Raw genomic sequence first — 20,258 nt, forward strand, 5'->3', positions numbered from 1 at the left:
CCTACCTGAAGAAGGCCTCCAGGGCCTGCTCGCCCACCGAGGTCGCCTTGATGCGCCACTTGTTCTCGTTGATGACCAGGGCGGCCAGGGCGATCTGCGGGTCCTCCATGGGGGCGTAGGCGGCGAACCAGCTGTAGTGCCCGGCGGGGTCGGTGCCGTCGATGGAGCCGGTCTTGGCGGCCACCCGCACCGAGGCGAGCATCCTTCTCCCCCTGCGATCGTGGAAGGCGCGACGCGAGGTGCCGCTCTCCACGGTGGTGGAGAGCATGTGCGCCAGGGCGCTGGCGGTCTGCGGCGTCATCACGGTGCGCAGCACCTGCGGCTTCTGGGTGAACACCACGTTCCCTTTGGCGTCGCGGATCTCGCTGGCGAGGGACGGCGCCATCATGACGCCGCCGTTGGCCACCGTGGCCATGATGCTCGCGGCATGGAAGGGGGAGATCTTCACCTCGCGGTTGAGCCCCGCGCCCATGCGCATCAGCTCGTCCACGGTGCCCGGGACGGGAGCGGTGCTGGCAAGAATCGGCGAGCCGGGAACGATGGGCTGGTTGAAGCCGTACCTCCCCGCGTAAAGAAGCAGCGGGTCGCGTCCCACCACCTCGCCCGCCAACCGCCCGTACACCGGGTTCACCGATTTCCCCATGGCAAGCGACAGCGGCATCTGCTGGTTGCCGCGGCCGGGGCGCACGCGCCAGTATTTCGGGCTCTCCGAGGTGAGCTTGCCGTTGAACGCGAACATGGTGTCCGGTCCCACCTTCTTCTCTTCCAGGGCCGCCGTGGCGGTCACGATCTTGAACAGCGACGCCATGGGGTAGAGGTGGTAGTTGGCTCCCTTTTCCCACCCCGGTTGCGAGGAGGAGTGCGAGACGGCGGCGAGGATGCGCCCGGTCTTGGGCTCGATGGCGACGAAGAGGCCGTAGGGGACCTTGTAATCGCTGAAGAGTTTCTCGATCTTCTTCTGCACCTCTTCATCGATGCCGTAGATCACCTGTCCCCCCTGCGGCAGGGGCGCCGTGAACTTGCCCCCCTGTGCCTGCGCGTTGGAGTAGGCTTCGGCGGCGAGCTTGAAGGCGCTTCCCTGGTCCAGCTTGGAGAGGGACACGGGGGCCGGGACCTCTGCCGCCGGCGCGTTTTTGGCGCGGGGGGATCCGAAGAGGGAGATCAGTGGGTAGGAGGCGAGCAAAAGCGCGATGGCCGGCAGGATGATCTTCAGCCTCCGCTTCTGGGGCTTGGTCTCCTCGATCTGCCGTAAAAAGACGTTGCGTCCTTCCTGTGCCTTTGCCTTGCGGAATCGTCTGCTGCGTTTTTCTTTGTCGATGTCTTTTAAGTCTTGCATATCCCGCTTCTGGCCGTCTGTTGAATCGGGCCACTATATGTCAACTGCGTCCCCTTTGTCAACGCCGCGGGACCGCATTTCCGGGAAGGCGAGATCCTTGAGGGTGACCGCGCCCAGAGCCGCGGTGACGGCCTCTTCCGACTCGTTCAAAAGCCCCTCGGCCAGCTCCTCCCCGGAGATGACCGCTGAGGCGCCGCGCCTTCTCAGGGAAAGGAGCACGTCGGCGATGGAAACCTGGTCCAGGTCGCGTGCGGGATAGTAGCTGCCGCGCCCCTCGACGGCCATCACCACGAAGCCCTGGTCGCGCAGGTGCTCCAGCGTGGTGCGCACGATGCGCAGGGGGACACCGAGCTTCGCCGCCAGGTGGTTCTCTCCCCAGGCGGGCTCGCCGCGGTAAAAGGCGTCGGCTATGTGCCGCAGCGCCGCCAGCGCCACCAGTTCCCGCAGCTCATGGCTGATCTCCCGCCCACGGATGTCGCGCCGGAAGGTGCCGCGGTTCTGGTGCGCCTGGACCACCTCCATGCCGAACAGGACGATGATCCAGCTCACGTAGATCCAGACCATCAGTATGGGGAGCGCAGCCAGGGTGCCGTAGATGGCGTTGTAGTTGCCGGCGCCGACCTGGAAATGGATGTAGGCCCACTGGGCGAACTGCCAGAGCGTGCCCGCGAGCACGGCCCCGATCAGCGCGGAATCGAAGCGGACCCGGGTGTTGGGGATGAATACGTAAAGGAGGAAGATGGCGATCCAGACCACCAGGTACGGGGTGAGCCCCAGGGTGAACAGGAACAGGTCGCCCAGGTAGGTCCACTCCATGATCCAGCCGGTCAGCCACTTGCTGGAGAGCGTGGTGGTGATGCTGGTGGCGGCCAGGAGCAACAGCGGCGCGCTGACCAGGACGCTCAGGTAGTCGCTGAACTTGCGGTAGAAGGTGCGGGTCTCCGGCACCCCCCAGATCACGTTGAAGGCCTCCTCGATGCTCCCCAGCATGCTGATGGCGGTGAACAAAAGCGCGGCGAGGCCGATGGCGCCCACCGATCCCATGTTGGTGTTGCCGATGTAGGAGATGACCCGGTTCACCACCTCCTCGTTGCCGGCGGTGACCTGCTTCAGGATCAGGGGGACCAGGCGGTTCTGCGCGCCCAAACCCTTGAGCACCGAGAAGGCGAGGGCGAGTAGCGGCACCAGGGACAGAAGCGTCGTGAAGGAGAGGGCCGTCGCGCGCAACAGGGCGTTGTTGGCCATGAAGTTGGAGAAGGCGAAGCCCGTGAACTGCAAAAGCGTCAGTCCCTTCCCCTTCCAGCCGCCGACGGCTGCCGGGTCGTACTGCCAGATGAGACCGGGGGAGAACTTCTTTTTACCGTTACCGTTGCTGTCGTTCATATGCTGTGGCACCGCTGCCGCTCGTAAAGAAAAAAAGCCCACCTGCTGGTGGGCTTTCGAAGTGGGGACAATGGCGTTTAGACTTGGGTTTTCTTCTCCCGCTCCCGCTCCATCGCCTCCTTGCCGGCCTCTATGGCGGAGGAGATGATGTTCTTCTTCTCCAGCACCAGGTCCTTGCCATCCTCGTAGCTGGACCTGATCTTGTCCTGCGCCTCGCTGGCGTATTCCTTGATCTTGTCCACGGCGTCGTCGGCCAGGTCCTTGATCTTGCCGCGCAGTTCCTCGCCGGTGTTGGGCGCGAGCAGCAAGGCTGCCCCGATTCCGACGGCAGCACCGGCCAGGAAGGAAAGCAGCATGGTACCGGTTCCGATATCTTTATCTTTTGACATGGCAGTCACCCCCTAATTTTGGTTTTGATTATTCTATCAGCAATGTACTTGCCCGCAACCTTGGCCCCCGTGATCCAGACCGGAGCGTTGGCTACAATCTCGGTGGCGATGCCTAATACCTTGTTGATCATGCGTATGTTGTGTCCGGCGTGGCCGAGCTCGCTCAGAAGCATGTTCACGCCGTCCGCGTTGGCTGCCGCAGCGCCGGTGACTACCTGTACATCGGAGACGGTCTCGCGCAATTCCTTGACCAGCGGGGTCACTTCCTTTTGTAACAGGTCCGCGGCGCCCTGCAGTGCGAGTGCCGCTTTTTTTACTTCAGTGAGGACCGGAATCAGACACAGCGCCAGTATCACGAGGGCCAGCGCCGTCACTGCCGAGGTTATCTGTAGAAAGAGCATGCGATCCTCCTGGTGCTACGCGAACTGGTTTGTCAAAGGCTTGAAAACAGGGGAGGGGTAAAAAGATCGGGGAGGCCGCGCAGGGCCTCCCCGATTCGCTGCGGGTAGTGTTACTTCTTCGCCGGCTTGGCCGGTTTGGCCGGAGCTGCCGGCTTGGCCGGGGCTGCCGGTTTGGCCGGAGCTGCCGGTTTGGCCGGAGCGGCTGCCGGGGCCGCTGCGTCACCCCAACGGTTCAGGTCGTGAGCGATGCTGTGGCACTCGCCGCATTTCGGGAATTTCGCCATGATGGCGGCCGGGTGCGGTTTCACGTGGCACTGGGTGCACTGCGGCACCATCTTGTGCTTGGCCTGGTGGCAGTAGACGCAGGCGAGCTTGCTGTGCTTCGCGGTGCTCGCGGTCAGGAGCTTGAAGGCCTTGCTGTGGCAGGCTGCGCACATCTTGGACGGGGTGTCAGCCTTGTAGGTCACGTCGGCCGGCTTGTGGGCCTGGTGGCAGACCTTGCAATCCTTGGCGACCATGTCGCTGGAGTGGGGCTTGTGGCACTGGGTGCACTCCGGAATGCGGCCGTGGACGTTGTGGCAGAAAGAGCAGTTGAGGGCGGTGTGCTTGCTCTTGAAGGTGCGCAGCTGCTCGATCTGGCCGGTGTGGCAGGTCAGGCACGGATCGGTGACGTTGTTGCCGAACTTGATGACCTTCGGAGTATGGGGGTTGGAGTGGCAGCCGAGGCAGCCCTGGAGCTTGAAGTGCGGCTTGCCTTCGTGGCACTGGCTGCACTGCGGGATCGGCTTCTTAACCTTGGGCGGGTGCCCGACGTGACAGTCCTGGCAGGTCACCTCGGTTTTGTGCTTGCCGCCTGCAGCGGCGATATCCTTGGGCGGCTGCTCATGACACTTCACGCAGTCCGCGCTGGTCAGCACCGCCGTAGGTTGTGCAGGACCGGCAGCGGCAGCGGTTCCCACGAATGCGAACAGCGCCAGGGCCGATACAAGGTTGAAAAGTTTTGCTACTCTCATTGCCCCCTCCTTGGTATTAAAACAGAGTTAATTATAAGCATGGATTTATATAACGTCTTGAGGTGAATTGTCAAGGGTTTAGGCACTAAAACAACCCCCTCGATCCAGCGTCGGCGCCGCACTAACTACAGTCGATCCTGATCGATAACGGCGAAGGTACTGTCGGGGGGAGCGGCGACAAAGAGAGATGCGTGGATAAAGAACCAGCGTAGCGTGCTTTTTACACAGTTTCTTGAGCTGAAGTCGTTGATTTGGCGGCGGGGGCGGCGAGGTTCGGCCTCCCCCGGGGAGGGGGAGGCCGCGGGGGAGGTTACTTGTCAGCCGTGATCTTGAAGGTGCGCTTGAGCGGGGTGGTGGTTTTGGGGCCGAACCACTTCTCGAAGATCTTCTTGGCTTCGCCGTTTTTCTCCATCTCGAGGAGGGTCTTGTTCACGAAGGCGACGAAGTTCTTGTCGTCCTTTCTCATCCCCAGGCCGTAGGGCTCCTCGGAGATCTGCAGGTTGGGGATCTCGAACTTGTTCTTGTTGGGGGCCTTGCCCAGGATCCCGGCGAGGATCGACTCGTCGGTGGTGACGGCGGCAACCTTGCCCTGCTGCAGCGCCAGGAAGGCCTGCGGGTAATCGTCGAAGGAGAGGATGGTGGCGGTGGGGATCGCCTTGGCCACGTTCTGCTCCGAGGTGGAGCCTTTGGCGGTGCCGATCTTCTTCCCTTCCAGGTCCTTCAGGCTCTTCACCGCGCCCTTCTTGGTGATGAACTTCTGCCCGGTCAGGAAGTAGGTGTAGCTGAAGTCGATCTGCTTGGCGCGCTCGGGGTTCTTGGTCATGGTCGCCGCGATGATGTCGATGTTCCCTTCCATGAGCTGCGGCATGCGCGATGCCGAGGTCACCGGTTTCACTTCGAGCTTCACGCCGAGCTTCTTCGCGATGTACTTGCAGAAGTCGATGTCGTACCCCACGATCTCGCGGGTCTTCTCGTCCACGTAGCCAAACGGGGGGAGCGAATCCTTCACCCCGGCGACGAGGACCCCTTTCTTCTTCACCTCGGCCAGGGTGTCCCCGGCCGCAAGGGCGGCGTGAGCCATGATGCCAACCAGGGCGACAGCAGCGAACAGCGTCCACAGTTTCTTCATCAGTGTTCCTCCTTAGGAATAAAATCAGTTCTACGTTCTATGTTCTAGGTTCTACGTTTAAAAGCCTATCGGATTATAGCAGAGGTCATTGACTCCGCATCCTGGGCAGCAAAAAAAGCGGCGCAGCCACAGGCAGAGGGACTGTCAACGTAGAACGTAGAACATAGAACGTAGAACTGCAGTTATGTTTAGTGCATGGGAGAGAGCAGCTGTTTTAGGAACTGCTGCGCCCGTTCGTGTTGCGGGTTCTTGAAGAACTGTTCGGGAGCGGCCTGCTCCAGTATGGTCCCCTGGTCCATGAAGACGACGCGGTGGGAAACCTCGCGGGCGAAGCCCATCTCGTGGGTGACCACGACCATGGTCATGCCGCTTAGGGCCAGCTTCTGCATGACGTCGAGCACCTCGCCGATCATCTCGGGGTCGAGCGCGGAGGTGGGCTCGTCGAAGAGCATGATGCGCGGCTTCATGGCCAGCGCCCGGGCGATGGCGACGCGCTGCTGCTGACCGCCGGAGAGCTGGGCGGGGTAGGCGTCCCGTTTCTCGGCGAGACCGACGCGCTCCAAAAGGGCCATGGCCTGTTCCTGCGCCTCAGCTTTCGAGGTCTTGCGGATCTTGATGGGTGCCAGGGTGATGTTGGCGAGTACGGAGAGGTGAGGGTAGAGGTTGAACTGCTGGAAGACGAAGCCGACTTCGGCTCGCAGCTTGTTGATGTCGAGCTTCTTGTCGCTCAGGTCCTTGCCGTCGACGATCAGCGTCCCCCGGTCGATCGGTTCAAGCTGGTTCACGGTCCGGATCAGGGTGGATTTGCCGCTGCCGGAGGGGCCGCAGACGACCAGCACCTCGCCAGGCTTCACGTGGAGGTTGATGTCGTTCAGCACGTGCAGCTTCTTGAACCACTTGTGGACGCCTCTGAATTCGATCATTGGTTGCTCCCGCTCGGTTAAAACCTGCGCGACCGCGCTCTCATTACCTTCATCTTAAGTAACGAATGCGACAAATGCAACCCAATTTTCGATTTCTTCAAACCGCGTTTTGGGAAAGTTACAGCGATGGGTGGGCGAGGGTGCCGCCGATGGGGATCTTGAAGGCCCCGGGGGAGCTCTGGTACTTGGTGAGCAGTAAAAACACAAACTTCTGGCGCTCCAGGAAGGATGGCTTGGGCATCATCTCCATGGTCAGGTTGAGCGGCGAGGCCCCCACCGGATTGCCGAGGACGGTGTCGCCGGAGAGGCGCACGTAGATGCCGTCGCCGTTTAGGGTAAAGCTTTTTAAAACGGCGCGACCCTTGTCGATCTTCAGGACGCCGCGCACCTCGCGGTAGGCCGCGTCGGGAAGCGGCATGGAGCCGATCTTCACCCCGGCAACCTCGGCGGCGCGCACCTCCAACTGCAGGTCGCCGGTGCCTCCCCCCTTGTTCGCCTCCATTTTGCCGGAAAGCTTCAGCTCCCCCCCCACCTTGGCCTCGGCGACGGTGCTGAAGAAGGGGATGTCCTCGAGCCGCACGCCGCGGCACTGCATGCTCCACCCCTTGGTCTTGCCGAGGTCGAGCTCCCCCAGCGCCTCGCCGGCGCCGATGCCGCAGCGGTAGGCGACGCGGACCTTGCCGGTCAGAAGAGGCAGCAATTCCAACCGCACCTTCACCCGGTTCAGCTTCAAAAGCGCACCCTTCTCGGAACCGAGTTCGACCTTGTCCGCCTTCACGCCCAGCGGGAAGCTCTTGCCGAAGCCGGTGCACTCCAGGGTGTAGCCGGCGTTCTCGGCCGCCCGGACCAGAACCCCCTTGATGGCGTGGTTCGGGGTGAACAGGAGCGTCAGGAGCAGGAACAAAACGACCGCGGCGGGGACGCCGCAGGCAAGGTAGAGGGCGCGTCTGTTCATCTATTTCCCCGCCGGTGCCGGCTTGATGAGGGCAATGGTGAGATTGAGGTCGAGCTTGGACGGATCGTCGAAACGCTGCTTGATCAACGCCTTCTTGACCGTCACCGGCCGCGCTCCCTTTTCCAGCCGGTACATCAGGTTCACCGCTTCATTGGCGGAGAGCCCTTCCATGCGCAGTTCCGCGGCGTCCTCGACGTAGCCGGGGATGTCGTCTCCCTTGACCGACTTGATCTGGTTGGCGCGTCCCTTGATGCCGGTCTCCTCGACGATCTTCGCGGGGGAGTCGTCCGGCTTGGTGGCCATGAGCCGGTTGGCCAGGCGCTGGGCGCCCTGGTTCGCCTCCTGGTAACGGAGCTTCAGGCGCATCATCTCGGCGATGTCGGCCTCGCGGGCGGTGCGCTTCTTCTCCAGGGCGGAGATCCTGCTGTTCACGGCGGAAAGGAGCACCACGATGGCGAGCACGACGGCGATGGCGATGCCGATACGCTGCCGGGTGCGCTGGTCCAGCCCCTGCAGGAGGGTGATCATCTCGTCGCGGTTCATCGGGTCACCCCCTTCATCTTGCCGCTCAGGGTGAAGGTTACGCTGCCGTCGGGGCGGGACTTGGTCTCGCCCACCTCGGCGCCCTCCAGGATGGCGGCGGCTCGCCCCTTGAGGTCGTTGGCGGCCTGCGCGCTCTTCGCATCCCCCTTGAGGCGCACGTCCGAGCCGGTCACCTCGGTTTCGTAGATGCCGAACACGTCTTCCCCCTTGACCATGGCCACATCGCTCAAGAGCTTCAGGACGTTGCTCGAGGTCTTGGCCCCTTCCAGCCGCTTGATCTCCGAGCGGAGTTCCGCCACCTCGTCCACCGCCTTCTTACGGCTCGGGAAGACCTCCTTGTAGATGCCGGTGATGGTGCGGTCCAGCGAGGCGAGGTCGCGCTTCACGAGGTAGTAGCGCACGCCGCTCTCGGCGAGGATGAGGAGCACGAGGGCAGCGGCCAGCATCATGCTCACCCTGAGGCGCTGGTACAGCTTTTCGGTCGCCGCGGTGTAGGCGAGCGGGCCGCGGCGCAGGTTGACCGCGCTATTGTCCGCCACTGCCGCCGCCAGCGCGTAGGCCCCGGCCAGGTCGTGCGCGGCGCGCGGGTCGTCGCCGAAGGCCTCGAAAAGCCCCTTGGTCGAGGGGGCGACGGTGGCTTCTTCTTGCTTGCCGGGATTGTGCGAGATCACCCGTTCCACGTGCAGGTCGCGCGAGAGCTCCAGGGCGGCGACGGTGCGCCGCAGGTCCGCGTCGGTGGCGTTGGGGGGGAGGGCACGGAAGTAGAGGGGGGCTCCGTCGCTGTAGGCCGCCAGCGCCTCGCCGTCGCTCACGGCCACGGTCCCGGCGGCGGGCGCCAGCTTGTCCCAGTGGAACAGGGAGGCCGTCACGATTTCCGGCTCGAGCCCCGCGCCCTTGAGGAGTTCGATTTTCCCGGAGAGTTCCTGGACCCTGCCCCAGACGGCCAGCACCTTGCCGCCGGCGAGGGGGAGGGCGTCGAAGGCCAACTGGTCGGTGTCCAGCGCGGTCTCCCCCTTCAACTCCAGCGGGAGGAGTTCGCGCACCTTGGCGCGGTCGCTGATGGGGAGCTCCAGCTCCCTCATGAACAAGGTGGAGGGGGGGAGGGCGAGGACCACCCGGTGCTCCCCGGTCGCGAGCGAGCTGCCGCCCAGGATGCGGGAGAGTTCCCCCTCCTCACCCAGAAGCGGGTGCCGTTCGGCGGAGAGGAAGGTGGCTCCACCCTTCTTGGCCCTGAAACTGGCCAGGACCAGCTCGGTCCTTTTCAGTTGTACGATCAGCATGTCCATCAATATTCTCTCCAGTAAAGCACTTTAGGACCCGTGATGCTCTGGGTCAGATCAATCACGGCCTCTGCCACGGCAATACTTTCTCCCACCTTGCCCTCGGCATGGATCCGGTAGATGCTCCCTTGGCAGTTAAGCCTGATTTGGACATCGGGGGCGATGTCGAATTCTGCCAGTGACTTGATGGGGCGGGCTTTGCGCGTGTCTAAAATGCTGTCCACCTTGTCCTGGCTTAGCCCTATGGCAAGGAGCACGTCCTTACTTGCCGTGTTGACGTTGATTTTTTGAATGTCACCATACACAGTGACACACGGCTTGAGCTTCGCGACCACCTCGGGGGTGAACCCTTTGACCAGAGCAAGCTCTTCAACTGTTTCCAACGGTGCGTTCTTGGCGGCGTAGGGTGGGGTGAGTGACCGGTAATAGCCGGTTTCCGCGGCCCCGACGTCGCCTTCGTCGATCCAATCCATCAGGGCACTGGTAAGGTCGGTGCCACTGTTCGAGAGTTTCAGGTTCTCAAAGAGTTTACGGGTGATGGGCGTGAACGCGGTCTCTATTCCTGTCGGCAGCACCACCCAGTTGAGGTTCAGCTTTCCGCTTTCCTCCTCGATGATGACGGTGAGGGTGCCGTTTTCGGTCTCAAAGGACTGCGGCTTGGCCCATACCTCCAGGGGAGAGCTGTACTGTTCCGAGCCTCTCTGTAAGCTGGAGAGTTCGAGCAGCTTTCGCCCCCCCTCGATGCCCGACTCGGCGAGCACTCCCGCCTGTTGCGACGCGACGAAGTTGTGGCTGTGCGAGGTGTCGACGTAGACTTCGTTGACGAACTCGGCCAGAAGCGCCACGAGGAGCGTGGTCACGATGAGCGCTATAACGAGGGCAAATCCCTTCTCCCCCCTCATTCGCCGAGCCTCTGTGTCGCGATCGTGCTGAGCACCTCCCCTCCCTTAAGCGTCACGGTCACCCTGACCTGCTTCGGAATGAAGGAGTTCATCGGAATACCGTTAACCTTCCCGGTGTCCCATACCTTTACCCATTTGGCTCCGTCCCAGCATTCCACAAGAAATCCCTCTATCTCGTCGATGACAGGGTAGGGGGGCGACTTCACACTGACATCCAGGTAAGGGGAACGGGCTTCCCGCATCAACGTCAGGCGCTGCCCGTCGTTTTGCTCCCGCACGAAATAGTCCACCAGCATGACATCTGAGACCGGAGCAGGGTCTACCCGGGGAGGAGCCAAGGTCGTGAAAGCCAAACGGGATTTAGGTTTTCCGAAACTGTCCTGGTTCTCGACGACGAAGAGCAGCCGCTCGTTCTTCTTGTTGAAGAAGGCTGAGGCCAGTTCGTTGTGCAGCTTCCCCAGCGTCGTCGAGATTTCCCGGCGCTCCTCCATCCGGATCCCCCCTTTTTCGCGGGCGGCCACAACGGAGAAGTAGGTGCCGTACAGGGCGCCGGCGAGGATCACCAGGAGCGCCAGGGCGACCAGGAGCTCTATGAGCGTGAAGCCCTTGTTATTGGACATCTTGCGGTGCGTATTGCACGAGCGAAAGCCTCTTGCTGTCGTGGGCCCAGGTGACGGTCAGTCGGATCATGTTGAACCCGGGGATCTCGGTCTTGGTGATCTCGCGCTCCCACTTGTGGTCGGGATGGTCGGGGGCGAAGTCCCCCTTCTTTTCGGCTTTCTTGGCGAACTCGGGATCTTCCAGCTTGGCGCGCCCCAGGAGGACCGCCGTGGTCTCCTCGGTGTCGGCCGCGATGCGGGAGAGGTGGTAGTTGACCGAGGAGATCACGGTCAAAAGGACGCCGGCGGTGATGGCGAGCGCGATCATCACCTCGAGCAGGGTGAAACCCCTCACGAACTCACCTCCTGGTAGCCGTCCTGCACCGTCACCTTGCCGCCGGAAGGGTTCGCCGTCACCGTGTAGTGCTTCTCCCCACCCTTCAGGTGGATGGTCACCCCGTCCGCCACCCCGCCCGGGCCAAAGGGAACAATGACCTCCCCCTCCGTCACCACGCCGAGAGTAGGCAGGTTCACGTCTTCGATGTCGATCCCTTCCTCGATCAGGCGCCTCCCCATGAACTGGTCACCCGGTTGCAGCTCCTCGCCTGAGGGGGAGAGTTCGGTGATGCGCGTGGTGTTCTCGCCCAGGTGCAGGTGCAGGCGGTACACCTTCTTGGTGATGATGGCCTGGTCGTTGAGGAACCTGAGCCCGCTGGCCAGGTTGCGCGCCGAGCTCTTCAGGCGGGTGCTCTCCGGCTCGGGGAGCCGGGGGAGCACGATGGCCGCCGCGAGGGCGATGATGAAGATCACCACCATCAGCTCCAGGAGGGTGAAGCCGGCTTGGCCGCGGCCATGGTTTTTGGTGTTATTCATCGATACCAAGTGCGGTCGTTCCTCTTGCGCAGCATGAAGACGGGCGAATGATTATTCGCCCCTACAGTGCGGACACCCCGGGGGGCATTCCGCTCGACCTACTTCATGCTCCAGCTTTCGATGTCGGCATTCTTCCCTTCGCCGCCGCGGGCGCCGTCGGCGCCGTAGGAGGAGAGATCGTAGTCGCCGTGTTCGCCGGGGGAGAGGTAGATGTAGTCGTTGCCCCAGGGATCCTTGGGCACGTTCTTGTTCTCCAGGTATCCTTCGGCCTTGTAGTTGTTGGGGATCTTGCCGGTGGTCGGCTTGGTGACCAGCGCCTGCAGCCCCTGTTCGGTAGTGGGGAAGCTGCCGGTGTCCAGCTTGTAGAGCTTCAGCGCGGTCTCGATGTTGCGGATCTGGACCTTGGCGTCGGCCACCTTGGCGTCGTCGCTGCGGCCGATGATCTTCGGCCCGACCAGGACCGCCAGAAGGCTCAGGATGACGATGACCACCATCAGTTCGATCAGGGTGAAGCCGCGGCTGTCTTTCATTGTCTTCAGCATGGATGGACCTCCCAAAATATGGAATGGATCATTGCAGTTATTTGACCAACTGGTTCAGTTGCATGATGGGGAGCAGCACGGCGATGACCATGAAGCCGATGGTGAGACCCATGCCGAGGATCAGCATCGGCTCGAGGAGCGCCATGGAGCGGGTCACCTGCGCGTTGAACTCCTTCTGGAAGGCGTCGCCGGCCTTGATCAGCATGGCGTCCAGCTCGCCGCTCTTCTCCCCCACGGCGGTCATGTGGGTCAAAAGCGGCGGGAAGAGCGGGCTCGCCTTCAGCGCTGCGGAGAGGCTGCCGCCCTGGATCAGCGATTCGCGCGCCTCGGAGAGAAACGACTTGTACTCGCGGTTGACCACGGCCTCGCCGGTGATCTCCATCGCCTTGATGATGGGGACGCCGCTTTGCAGCAAGAGGCCGAGCACCTTGGCGAAGCGCGACAGCACCAGGCGTCGCCAGAGCTGGCCGGCCATGGGGAGCCCCAGCAGGAACCGGTCGCGCTTGTGCAGGAACTCCTCGTTCGTTTTCGCCCGCTTCCAGGCCGCGACGGCGCCGAAGGCCAGCGCGCCCATGACCCACCACCCCTTCCTGACCGCGGTGCTCGCCTTGATGAGAAGGACCGTCACCAGCGGGAGGGTCGCCTTGTTGCTCTCGAAGACGGCGGAAATCTTGGGTACCACGAAACCCAGAAGCACCATCATGACGGCGATACCCACCACCACCATGATGGCGGGGTAGATGAGCGCCGTGATGACCCGGCTTCTCACCTCGGCCTGGTCCTCCTGGAACTCGGCCAGGCGCTCCAGCACCACCTCGAGCGCGCCGCTGGCCTCGCCGGCGGAGACCATGCCGACGTAGCTCTCGGAAAAGACCTGCGGCTCCGCGGCGAGCGCCTGCGCGAGCCCCTGGCCTTCGGCGAGACGATCCCGTACCCGCCCGAGCACCCGCTTCAACTCGCCCGGCGCCTCCTGTTCCCACAGGGTCGCGACCGCCTCGTAGACGGGCACCGCGCTTCCTAAGAGGGTGGCGAGCCTCCTCGTGGCGAGGGAAAGGTCGGGGACGCTGACCCCGGACTTGAACGCCCAGCGCGAACCGGCGTCGGCGGCGGGGGCGATCTCCTTGGCGAAGAGCCCCTTCTGCTTCAGCTGGAGCCGCGCCTCGTTCTCGGTGGCGGCGTCAACCGTCCCGGCGACCTCGGCCCCCTTCTGGTTGAACGCGCTATAGCGAAAGGTCGGCATAGTCGTCCTGGGTCACCCTCAGGACCTCCTCGATGGTGGTCAGCCCCTGGGCCGCCTTCATCAGGCCGTCCTCGCGCAGGGTGCGCATCCCCTTGGATACGGCGTATTCCTTGATGGCGCCCGACGAGGCCTGGCGGATGATCATGGAGCAGAGCTCGGCGTCGATGGGGAGGAGTTCGTAGATCCCCATCCGCCCCATGGTCCCGAGGTTGAAGCACTTGTCGCAGCCGCGGCCGCGGTAGAGGACCGGCGGCAGTTCGACGCCCGGGTAGCTCCGGTCCGGAGTGTAGGATTCCTTGCAGTGCGGGCAGATGACGCGCACCAGGCGCTGCGCCAGCACCGCGGAAAGCGACGAGGCGACCATGAACGGCTCGATCCCCATGTCGATGAGGCGGGTCACCGCGGTGGCGGCGTCGTTGGTGTGCAGGGTCGAGAGCACCAGGTGGCCGGTGAGCGAGGCCTGCATGGCGATCTCGGCGGTCTCGGCGTCGCGGATCTCGCCGATCATGACGATGTCCGGGTCCTGCCTGAGGATGGAGCGCAGGCCGTTGGCGAAGGTCAGGTCGATCTTCGGGTTCACCTGGATCTGGCCCACCCCCTTCAGCTGGTACTCGATCGGGTCCTCGACGGTGATGATGTTCTTCTCCGGCGAGTTGATCTGGGAGAGCGCCGCGTAGAGCGTGGTGGTCTTGCCGCTGCCGGTCGGGCCGGTGACCAGGATGATGCCGCTGGTGCGGGATAAAAGCCGCTCCATGAGGAGGTCGTTCTTGTCGGAGAGCCCGATCTCCTTCAGGGAGAGGACGCCGCGCTGTTTGTCCAGAAGCCTCAAAACCACGCGCTCGCCGAAGAAGGTCGGGATCAGCGACACGCGGATGTCCACGTCGCGGCCGGCGACCTTGACCCGGATGCGGCCGTCCTGGGGGAGCCTCTTCTCGGCGATGTTGAGGCCCGACATGATCTTGACGCGGGAGGTGAGCGCCTCCTGGATCACCTTCGGGGGGGAGAGCATCTTGTAGAGCAGGCCGTCGATCCGGAAGCGGACCTCGAGCTCGCGCTCGAACGGCTCGATGTGGATGTCGCTGGCCCGCTCCTTGACCGCCTGGAACAGGATCGAGTTCAAAAGCCGGATCACCGGCGCCTCGTCGGTCAGCTCCATCAGGTCGCGCGGTTCGTTGAACGAGGTGGCCAGGGTGGAGAGTTCCTCCCCCTCGAGCTCCTCGACCACCTCCTGCGCCGACCCGGAAAGGCGGGAGTAGAGGCGGTTCACCGCGTCGATCAGGACCGGCTGGGGCACCACCACGGTGGCGACCGGGAGCTGGAACAGTCCCGCCATCTCGTCCACCGCGAGCAGGTTGGCCGGGTCGGCGCTGGCCGCGATCACGGTGCCACCCTCCTCGCGCAGCGGCAGGAGCAGGTTGTTGCGGGCGAAGTTGAGCGGCACCCGGTTCACCAGCGCGCCGTCCACCTTGGAGTCGTCGATCTCGGCCTGGAAGGGGAGGCCGAGCCGTTCCGCTATGCTTTCTATGTCAAGCGTTTCTGCCATGGGAGTCTGTCCGCCGTTACTGGTTGCGAATTTCGGGTTTGTCCGCGGTTACCGACTTCGGCTTCTCCTCGAGCGCGCGCTCCAGGTTGAAGGGGGCGTCGTTCTTGACGGCTTCCGAGAAGTTGTTCCTCTGGGTCACCGAGACCTCGGCCAGGTCGCGCGCGTCCTTGATGATGCGCGGGGTGAGCATGATCAGGAGGTTGGTCTTGTCCCTTTTGGTGGTTCTGGTCTTGAAGAGCCAGCCGAGCCCCGGGATGTCGCCAAGGAATGGAACCTTGCTCTCGGTCACCTGGTCGGTGTCCTGGATCAGGCCGCCGATCAGCACGGTGTCGGTGTTCTTCACCACCACCGAGGTCTTTGCGGAGCGCTTGGTGCTCCCCAGGTTCGGGGTGGTAGCGGTGCCGAAATCCTTCACCGCCGAGATTTCCTGGTAGATGTCCAGCTTGACGTATTCACCCTCGCTGATCTGGGGCTTGATCTTCAGGATGATACCGGTGTCCTTCCTCTCGATGGACTGCTGGGAAAGTCCGGTGGAGGTGAGGTTGGTGCCGGAAAGGAAGGGGACGTTTTCGCCCACGAAGATCTCGGCTTCCTTGTTGTCGCTGGTCATGATGTTGGGAGTGGAGAGGACGTTCAGGGCGCCGTTGGTCTGCAGCGCCTGCAAGACGACCGGGATGTTGATCTTGCTGAGGGTCACGTCCATCCCCAGGGTCTTGGCCGCCGCGGCCGTGGTGGAGAGGCCGGCTACGGTGCCGAAGGGGTCGAAGGTGCCGATGGTGCTCACGGTGCCGTTGGACGCGGCGCCGATGACGCCGATCTGCACCCCGAGGTCCTTGGCCCGGTTCACCGACACCTCGGCGATCATCGCCTGCACGAACACCTGGCGGCTCCTGCGGTCCAGCTTCTGGATCACCTGCAGCAGGTTCTGGTAATCGGTCGGGGAGGCCATCACCACCAGCGAGTTGGTGGCCTTGTCCGGGGTGATGGTGATCTTGCCACCTTCGAACACCGCCTGTTGCGGCGCCGCCGCGGCGCCCGGAGCGCCGGGAGTCGCGGTGCTAGTACCCTTCACCAGCCCTTCCAGTACCTTGGCCACCTCGGTCGCATCGGCGTTTTCCAGGTAGTAGACGTTCACCTTGCTGCTGGTGGTGGGGGGGACCACGTCGACCAGCGCGATCAGTTTCTTGATGTCGGCCTTGTCCTTGTCAGAGCCGAAGATGATCAGGGCGTTGAGCCTCGCGTCGGCGACCACGGGGACGTTGCCGGTGGAGGGGGCGGCGCCCGCGCCGGCCTTGCCGCTTTGCTTGCCGGAGAGCCAGTCCTTGACCATGGTGGCGACGCTGTCGGCGGCGGCGTTTTTCAGGAACACCAGCTCGGCCCCCTCGCGCACCTGGTCGGTGTCGATGTGCTTGAGGAGCCCCAGGATCTTCTGGATGTTGTAGGCGGAGTCGACCACGAGGATCAGGTTGGCGGCGCCGAAGGCGGAGATCTGCCCGTCCTTGGAGACCAGCGGCTGCAGGAAGGTGACCGCGTCCTGGGGGGCGACGTGCTCGAGCTGGATCACGCGCGCCTGGTAGCTGTCGTTCACCACCCCCTTCTCGCCGTCGCTGAAGACCTTCATCCCCGCCTGCTTGGCGGCCGCGGTCGGGACGATCTTCATCACCTTGCCCGCCGGCACCACGGTGAACCCTTTCAGCTCCAACACCGACGTGAAGACGTTGTAGGCCTCCTCGTTGGAGAGCTTGGCCGGGGAGAAGACGGAGATCTTCCCCTTGACCCGGTCGTCCATGATGAAGTTCTTGCCGGTGAGGTCGCTGATGAATTTCACCATGGTGGCGATGTCCACGTCGGTGAAGTTGAGCACCACCCCTTTGGCGAAGACCAGGGTCGGAGCGGCGACCAGGAACATGAGCAAAGCGGCGATGCGGGCGATTCTAATTTTCAAGGAAAAACCCTCCAGGAGGCAGATTGAAATCGAACTGCTTCACCTTATGTCATACGTGAATGTCGTCGGGCGGCCGTCGCGGATCAGGTCGAGCTTGATCCGGCTCTGCCCCTTGAGCGAGGCGAAGGATTGGATCGCCTTCTCGGGCGAGTCGATGGGGAAGTCGTTCATCCTCAGGAGAACGTCGCCGTTTCTGATGCCGACGGTGCCGAAGATTCCCTGCGGCTTCACCTCGGAGGCGCGGAACCCCTCGACCTTGCCCTCCTTCATGCTGGGAAGCAGGCGCGCGTCGGTCATGGCCTGCCCGATGTTGTCCAGCGCGGCGTTCAAGGCGCGCTGGTCGATGACGAAGTTGCCTGCACCGGCGGGGGCGGCCAGGCCTGCGCCGGCGACAGCGGCCGGCGCCGCCGCGGGAGCGGCCGCCGCCTCGGCTTGGGCCGCCATCGGCGTGAGGATCTTCACCCGCTTCCCGCCGATGAGGATCTCGGCCACGTCCTTCTTCACGGCGACCAGCGGGCCCGCGGAGAAGACCGTATCCCCCAGCTTGAAGACCCGCTCCTCGTGGGTGGAGTTCTTCAGCACCAGGGCGAAGGTCTCACGGAAGGAGCCGACCGCCGTTCCCAAAAGGACCAGGTCGCCGACCGCCACCGGTGGGGGCGCCGCCGCCGCGGGGCCAGCGGCCGCCTGCTGTTGCTGCAGCGGGGTGAGTTTCCCCTGGGTTGCCTTGCCGAACAGTCCCCGCTCCAGGATCGGGGCGAAACTCATGAGGTCCTGGCTCCCTGCCGGCGCCGCCGCGGTCTGTGCCGCGACCTGTTTCTGGGCGTTTCTCGGGTACAGCGCGGCGATCTTGACGCTCAAGAGGTCCGCAGCGATGAGCGCCGCGACCGCGGTGATGGCGAGGCCAAGGGTTATGTTCAAGGGGAGAATCCAGCGCGGCATGAAAGACCCTTCTTTGCGAGTAGTTGGAACTGAGCGAATATATTAGATGCCTTTGTGTTATGCAACAAAAAAGGGGGTGCGGGCGGCGCCGGTTCTGGCATCCCGGCGGCTCTCCTTTTCCCCCTTCTCGTCCCGGTCTCGACATGGATTCCGGTGCGGGCACAACCGTCGCGACGGCTCACGTGGGGAAGACTGGATAATGAGAGCCTGCGGTACCCGTGCCTTAACCAAGCGCCACTGTATCAGCAAAAGCTGTGCCGCCGCTTCTGGAGCGAGAGTACGGGTACCCAAGTGTACCAAGTGGGGCTTGATTTGCCGCAGTTTTTCCAATGAGGAGCCTCGCCGGGCCCGAAGCTGCCGTCGGCCGTGGCCGGAAACGGCCCCGCTCCCGGCACCGTTATTTTGACGTGTGACGGTAATTTGACGCCGGGGTGGCGCTAGGCGTTGAAGTCGGCTTCCCTGCTGTGCTACACTCGCGCACCAACCTTCGCAGGGAGTAGCGCATGAGCCGCATCATCGTCACCGCATCGACCCCCATGGAACTCTCCGAACTGCTGGCCGCCACCTCGGCCCGTCCGGTGCCGGGGGGAGCCCACCTGCCGCTGCACCGCGCCGAGATGGGGACGACCGAGATCCTCTTCGCCCAGACCGGGATCGGCAAGGTGAACGCGGCCTGCGCCGCCACCCTGCTTTGCGAGCGCTACGCCCCGGATCTCATCGTCAACACCGGTTGCGGCGGCGCCTTCGCCGGTTCCGGGCTGGCCGTTGGCGACCTCGCCGTCGCCGACAGCGAGTGCCTCGCCGACGAGGGGGTAGAGACCCCCTCAGGGTGGCGCGGGCTCGACCTGATCGGCATCCCCGTCTACGAGGGAAGGGGCGAGCGGCTCTTCAACCGGATCCCCCTGGACGAGGAACTCGCCCGCCGCGCTTTTCATCGCGCGACCGCCGCCGGCTTCAAGGCGGTCGTCGGCCCCTTCCTCACCGTCTCCACCTGCTCCGGCACGGCCCAGCGGGGGGAGGAACTGCTGCGGCGCTTCCCGGGGGTGTGCGAGAACATGGAGGGGGGCGCCGTGGCGCAGGTCGCCCTCGTGTACGGCGTCCCCTGCCTGGAAGTGCGCGGCATCAGCAACATGGTCGAGGACCGGGACCTGTCGCGTTGGGACCTGAAGCGCGCCCTGGGCGAGGTGCAGCGCTTCCTGGCCCTTCATCTCGAACAGGCCGCGGTCAATCGCCCCGGCATGCTCTGAAGAAGTTTCCGCTCCTCTTTTCCCGGCTCTTCTAAGGCATCTTCCCTCCAGAAGTTCTAATTGTACTATGAGAATCACGTGAGGTTTTCTTGCACGGCAGGCGTGCTGGTAGTATATTGGTGAGTCCTAAACTTGCACGCCGTGCCGCCAGATTCAGGCAGCGGCGCGGCTATGGCTGTAGAGCGGGAGTCAAAGCGACACATGGATGCGGTAATGTCAGTTACACATGATCAAGAGTCGGCATCGGTGCTGACCCTGGGGTTTTCACCCTGTCCCAACGATACGTTCATCTTTGACGCCCTGATCCACGGGCGCGTCGACTGCGGTTTTTCGTTTCAGGAGCGGCTCGAGGACGTGGAGACCCTGAACCGGATGGCGCTGGCATCGGTGCTGGACGTCTCCAAGGTCTCCTACCACCTCCTGGGGCACATCCTCAAGGACTACCTCCTCTTGAGAAGCGGGGGCGCCCTCGGGCGCGGCTGCGGTCCGCTGGTGGTGGCGCGCGACCGGATCGAACCGGACGCCCTGGCCGGCAAGCGGGTCGCCCTTCCGGGGCGGTACACCACGGCGGCGCTGCTGCTGCGGCTCTTCAACCCGTCCCTGACCGACTTCGTCTACCTCCCCTTCCACGAGATCATGGCCGCGGTGGCCGACGGCTCGGTGGCGGCGGGGGTGATCATCCACGAGTCCCGTTTCACCTACCAGGGGTACGGCCTGCACAAGGTGGTCGACCTCGGGGAGTGGTGGGAGCGTGAGACGGGACACCCTATCCCCCTGGGTGGCATCGCGGCCAAAAGGTCCCTGGGGAGGGAGGCGCTGCTGCGGCTCGAGCAGGGGATAGCGGCCAGCGTCGATTACGCCTTTCGGCACCCCGGCGCGGCCCGCCCCTACATCCGCGCCCACTCCCAGGAGATGAGCGACGAGGTGTGCGACGCCCACATCGGGCTCTACGTGAACGATTTCTCCCGCGGTCTGGGGAGCGAAGGGGAGGCGGCGGTGCGCCTGCTGCTTGGCCGCGCGGCGGCGGCGGGGATCATCCCCCCCTGGCTGGAGCCCCTGCTCATTTTCTGAACAGG

Annotated in this window: 21 protein-coding genes; 2 read left to right on the plus strand and 19 right to left on the minus strand. The window is 63.7% G+C overall.

Features of this window, described 5'->3' with window-relative positions; all coding sequences use genetic code 11:
- Nucleotide 1 precedes the first annotated feature (1 nt).
- From KOL99_RS15135 to gspC, 19 genes are all read right to left on the minus strand, one after another.
- Nucleotides 2–1,336 (minus strand): penicillin-binding transpeptidase domain-containing protein, encoded by a 1,335-nt coding sequence (locus KOL99_RS15135; RefSeq protein WP_216511308.1) that lies wholly within the window; start codon nt 1,334–1,336, stop codon nt 2–4.
- A gap of 33 nt (nt 1,337–1,369) precedes the next feature.
- Nucleotides 1,370–2,719, minus strand: a complete 1,350-nt coding sequence (locus KOL99_RS15140; protein ID WP_216511309.1) for a YhjD/YihY/BrkB family envelope integrity protein — start codon at nt 2,717–2,719, stop codon at nt 1,370–1,372.
- Between the two features lie 77 nt (nt 2,720–2,796).
- Nucleotides 2,797–3,108 carry a YtxH domain-containing protein gene (locus KOL99_RS15145; protein WP_183345484.1) on the minus strand — a complete coding sequence of 104 codons (312 nt, stop codon included), beginning with the start codon at nt 3,106–3,108 and terminating at the stop codon, nt 2,797–2,799.
- A 5-nt stretch (nt 3,109–3,113) separates the two neighbouring features.
- On the minus strand, nt 3,114–3,509 hold the full coding sequence (locus tag KOL99_RS15150; protein ID WP_216511310.1) for a DUF948 domain-containing protein: 396 nt from the start codon (nt 3,507–3,509) through the stop codon (nt 3,114–3,116).
- 110 nt (nt 3,510–3,619) lie between these two features.
- Nucleotides 3,620–4,522: a cytochrome C gene (locus KOL99_RS15155; RefSeq protein WP_216511311.1), complete on the minus strand. Its 903-nt coding sequence runs from the start codon at nt 4,520–4,522 to the stop codon at nt 3,620–3,622.
- Between the two features lie 310 nt (nt 4,523–4,832).
- Nucleotides 4,833–5,651, minus strand: coding sequence for an ABC transporter substrate-binding protein (locus KOL99_RS15160; protein ID WP_216511312.1), 819 nt, complete (start codon nt 5,649–5,651; stop codon nt 4,833–4,835).
- A gap of 188 nt (nt 5,652–5,839) precedes the next feature.
- Nucleotides 5,840–6,574, minus strand: coding sequence for an amino acid ABC transporter ATP-binding protein (locus tag KOL99_RS15165; protein WP_216511313.1), 735 nt, complete (start codon nt 6,572–6,574; stop codon nt 5,840–5,842).
- 118 nt (nt 6,575–6,692) lie between these two features.
- Nucleotides 6,693–7,529, minus strand: coding sequence for a type II secretion system protein GspN (gspN, locus tag KOL99_RS15170; RefSeq protein WP_216511314.1), 837 nt, complete (start codon nt 7,527–7,529; stop codon nt 6,693–6,695).
- Nucleotides 7,530–8,072, minus strand: coding sequence for a general secretion pathway protein GspM (locus KOL99_RS15175; RefSeq protein WP_216511315.1), 543 nt, complete (start codon nt 8,070–8,072; stop codon nt 7,530–7,532).
- A complete protein-coding gene (gene gspL / locus KOL99_RS15180) occupies nt 8,069–9,358 on the minus strand; it encodes a type II secretion system protein GspL (RefSeq protein ID WP_216511316.1) in 1,290 nt (429 codons plus the stop codon). Before gspL ends, KOL99_RS15175 begins: the two co-directional genes overlap by 4 nt.
- Nucleotides 9,358–10,254 carry a type II secretion system minor pseudopilin GspK gene (gene gspK, locus KOL99_RS15185; RefSeq protein ID WP_216511317.1) on the minus strand — a complete coding sequence of 299 codons (897 nt, stop codon included), beginning with the start codon at nt 10,252–10,254 and terminating at the stop codon, nt 9,358–9,360. Before gspK ends, gspL begins: the two co-directional genes overlap by 1 nt.
- A complete protein-coding gene (locus KOL99_RS15190) occupies nt 10,251–10,874 on the minus strand; it encodes a type II secretion system protein GspJ (RefSeq protein WP_216511318.1) in 624 nt (207 codons plus the stop codon). The genes gspK and KOL99_RS15190 overlap by 4 nt, the downstream gene beginning before the upstream one ends.
- Nucleotides 10,864–11,208 (minus strand): type IV pilus modification PilV family protein, encoded by a 345-nt coding sequence (locus KOL99_RS15195; protein ID WP_216511319.1) that lies wholly within the window; start codon nt 11,206–11,208, stop codon nt 10,864–10,866. Before KOL99_RS15195 ends, KOL99_RS15190 begins: the two co-directional genes overlap by 11 nt.
- Entirely contained in the window at nt 11,205–11,726 is a 522-nt protein-coding gene (locus KOL99_RS15200) for a pilus assembly FimT family protein (RefSeq protein WP_216511320.1), read from the minus strand. Before KOL99_RS15200 ends, KOL99_RS15195 begins: the two co-directional genes overlap by 4 nt.
- 98 nt (nt 11,727–11,824) lie before the next feature.
- Nucleotides 11,825–12,268: a type II secretion system major pseudopilin GspG gene (gspG, locus tag KOL99_RS15205; protein ID WP_328760565.1), complete on the minus strand. Its 444-nt coding sequence runs from the start codon at nt 12,266–12,268 to the stop codon at nt 11,825–11,827.
- 37 nt (nt 12,269–12,305) lie between these two features.
- The gene (gspF, locus tag KOL99_RS15210; RefSeq protein WP_216511321.1) at nt 12,306–13,508 is read right to left on the minus strand and encodes a type II secretion system inner membrane protein GspF; all 1,203 of its coding nucleotides are present in this window, start codon (nt 13,506–13,508) and stop codon (nt 12,306–12,308) included.
- Nucleotides 13,489–15,051, minus strand: a complete 1,563-nt coding sequence (gene gspE / locus KOL99_RS15215) for a type II secretion system ATPase GspE (protein WP_216511322.1) — start codon at nt 15,049–15,051, stop codon at nt 13,489–13,491. Before gspE ends, gspF begins: the two co-directional genes overlap by 20 nt.
- A gap of 16 nt (nt 15,052–15,067) precedes the next feature.
- Nucleotides 15,068–16,960 (minus strand): type II secretion system secretin GspD, encoded by a 1,893-nt coding sequence (gene gspD, locus KOL99_RS15220; RefSeq protein ID WP_216511514.1) that lies wholly within the window; start codon nt 16,958–16,960, stop codon nt 15,068–15,070.
- A gap of 75 nt (nt 16,961–17,035) precedes the next feature.
- Nucleotides 17,036–17,935, minus strand: a complete 900-nt coding sequence (gspC, locus tag KOL99_RS15225; RefSeq protein ID WP_216511323.1) for a type II secretion system protein GspC — start codon at nt 17,933–17,935, stop codon at nt 17,036–17,038.
- Between the two features lie 503 nt (nt 17,936–18,438).
- Between gspC and mqnB the strand changes: the two genes are divergently transcribed.
- Together mqnB and KOL99_RS15235 are read left to right on the plus strand one after the other, a co-directional pair.
- Nucleotides 18,439–19,182: a futalosine hydrolase gene (mqnB, locus tag KOL99_RS15230; protein WP_216511324.1), complete on the plus strand. Its 744-nt coding sequence runs from the start codon at nt 18,439–18,441 to the stop codon at nt 19,180–19,182.
- Nucleotides 19,183–19,395: 213 nt separating this feature from the next.
- Complete coding sequence (locus tag KOL99_RS15235) at nt 19,396–20,253, plus strand: 1,4-dihydroxy-6-naphthoate synthase (RefSeq protein ID WP_216511325.1); 858 nt, start codon at nt 19,396–19,398, stop codon at nt 20,251–20,253.
- Nucleotides 20,254–20,258 lie beyond the last annotated feature (5 nt).

The sequence above is a fragment of the Geomonas azotofigens genome (genome assembly GCF_018919395.1).
Taxonomy (GTDB): domain Bacteria; phylum Desulfobacterota; class Desulfuromonadia; order Geobacterales; family Geobacteraceae; genus Geomonas; species Geomonas azotofigens.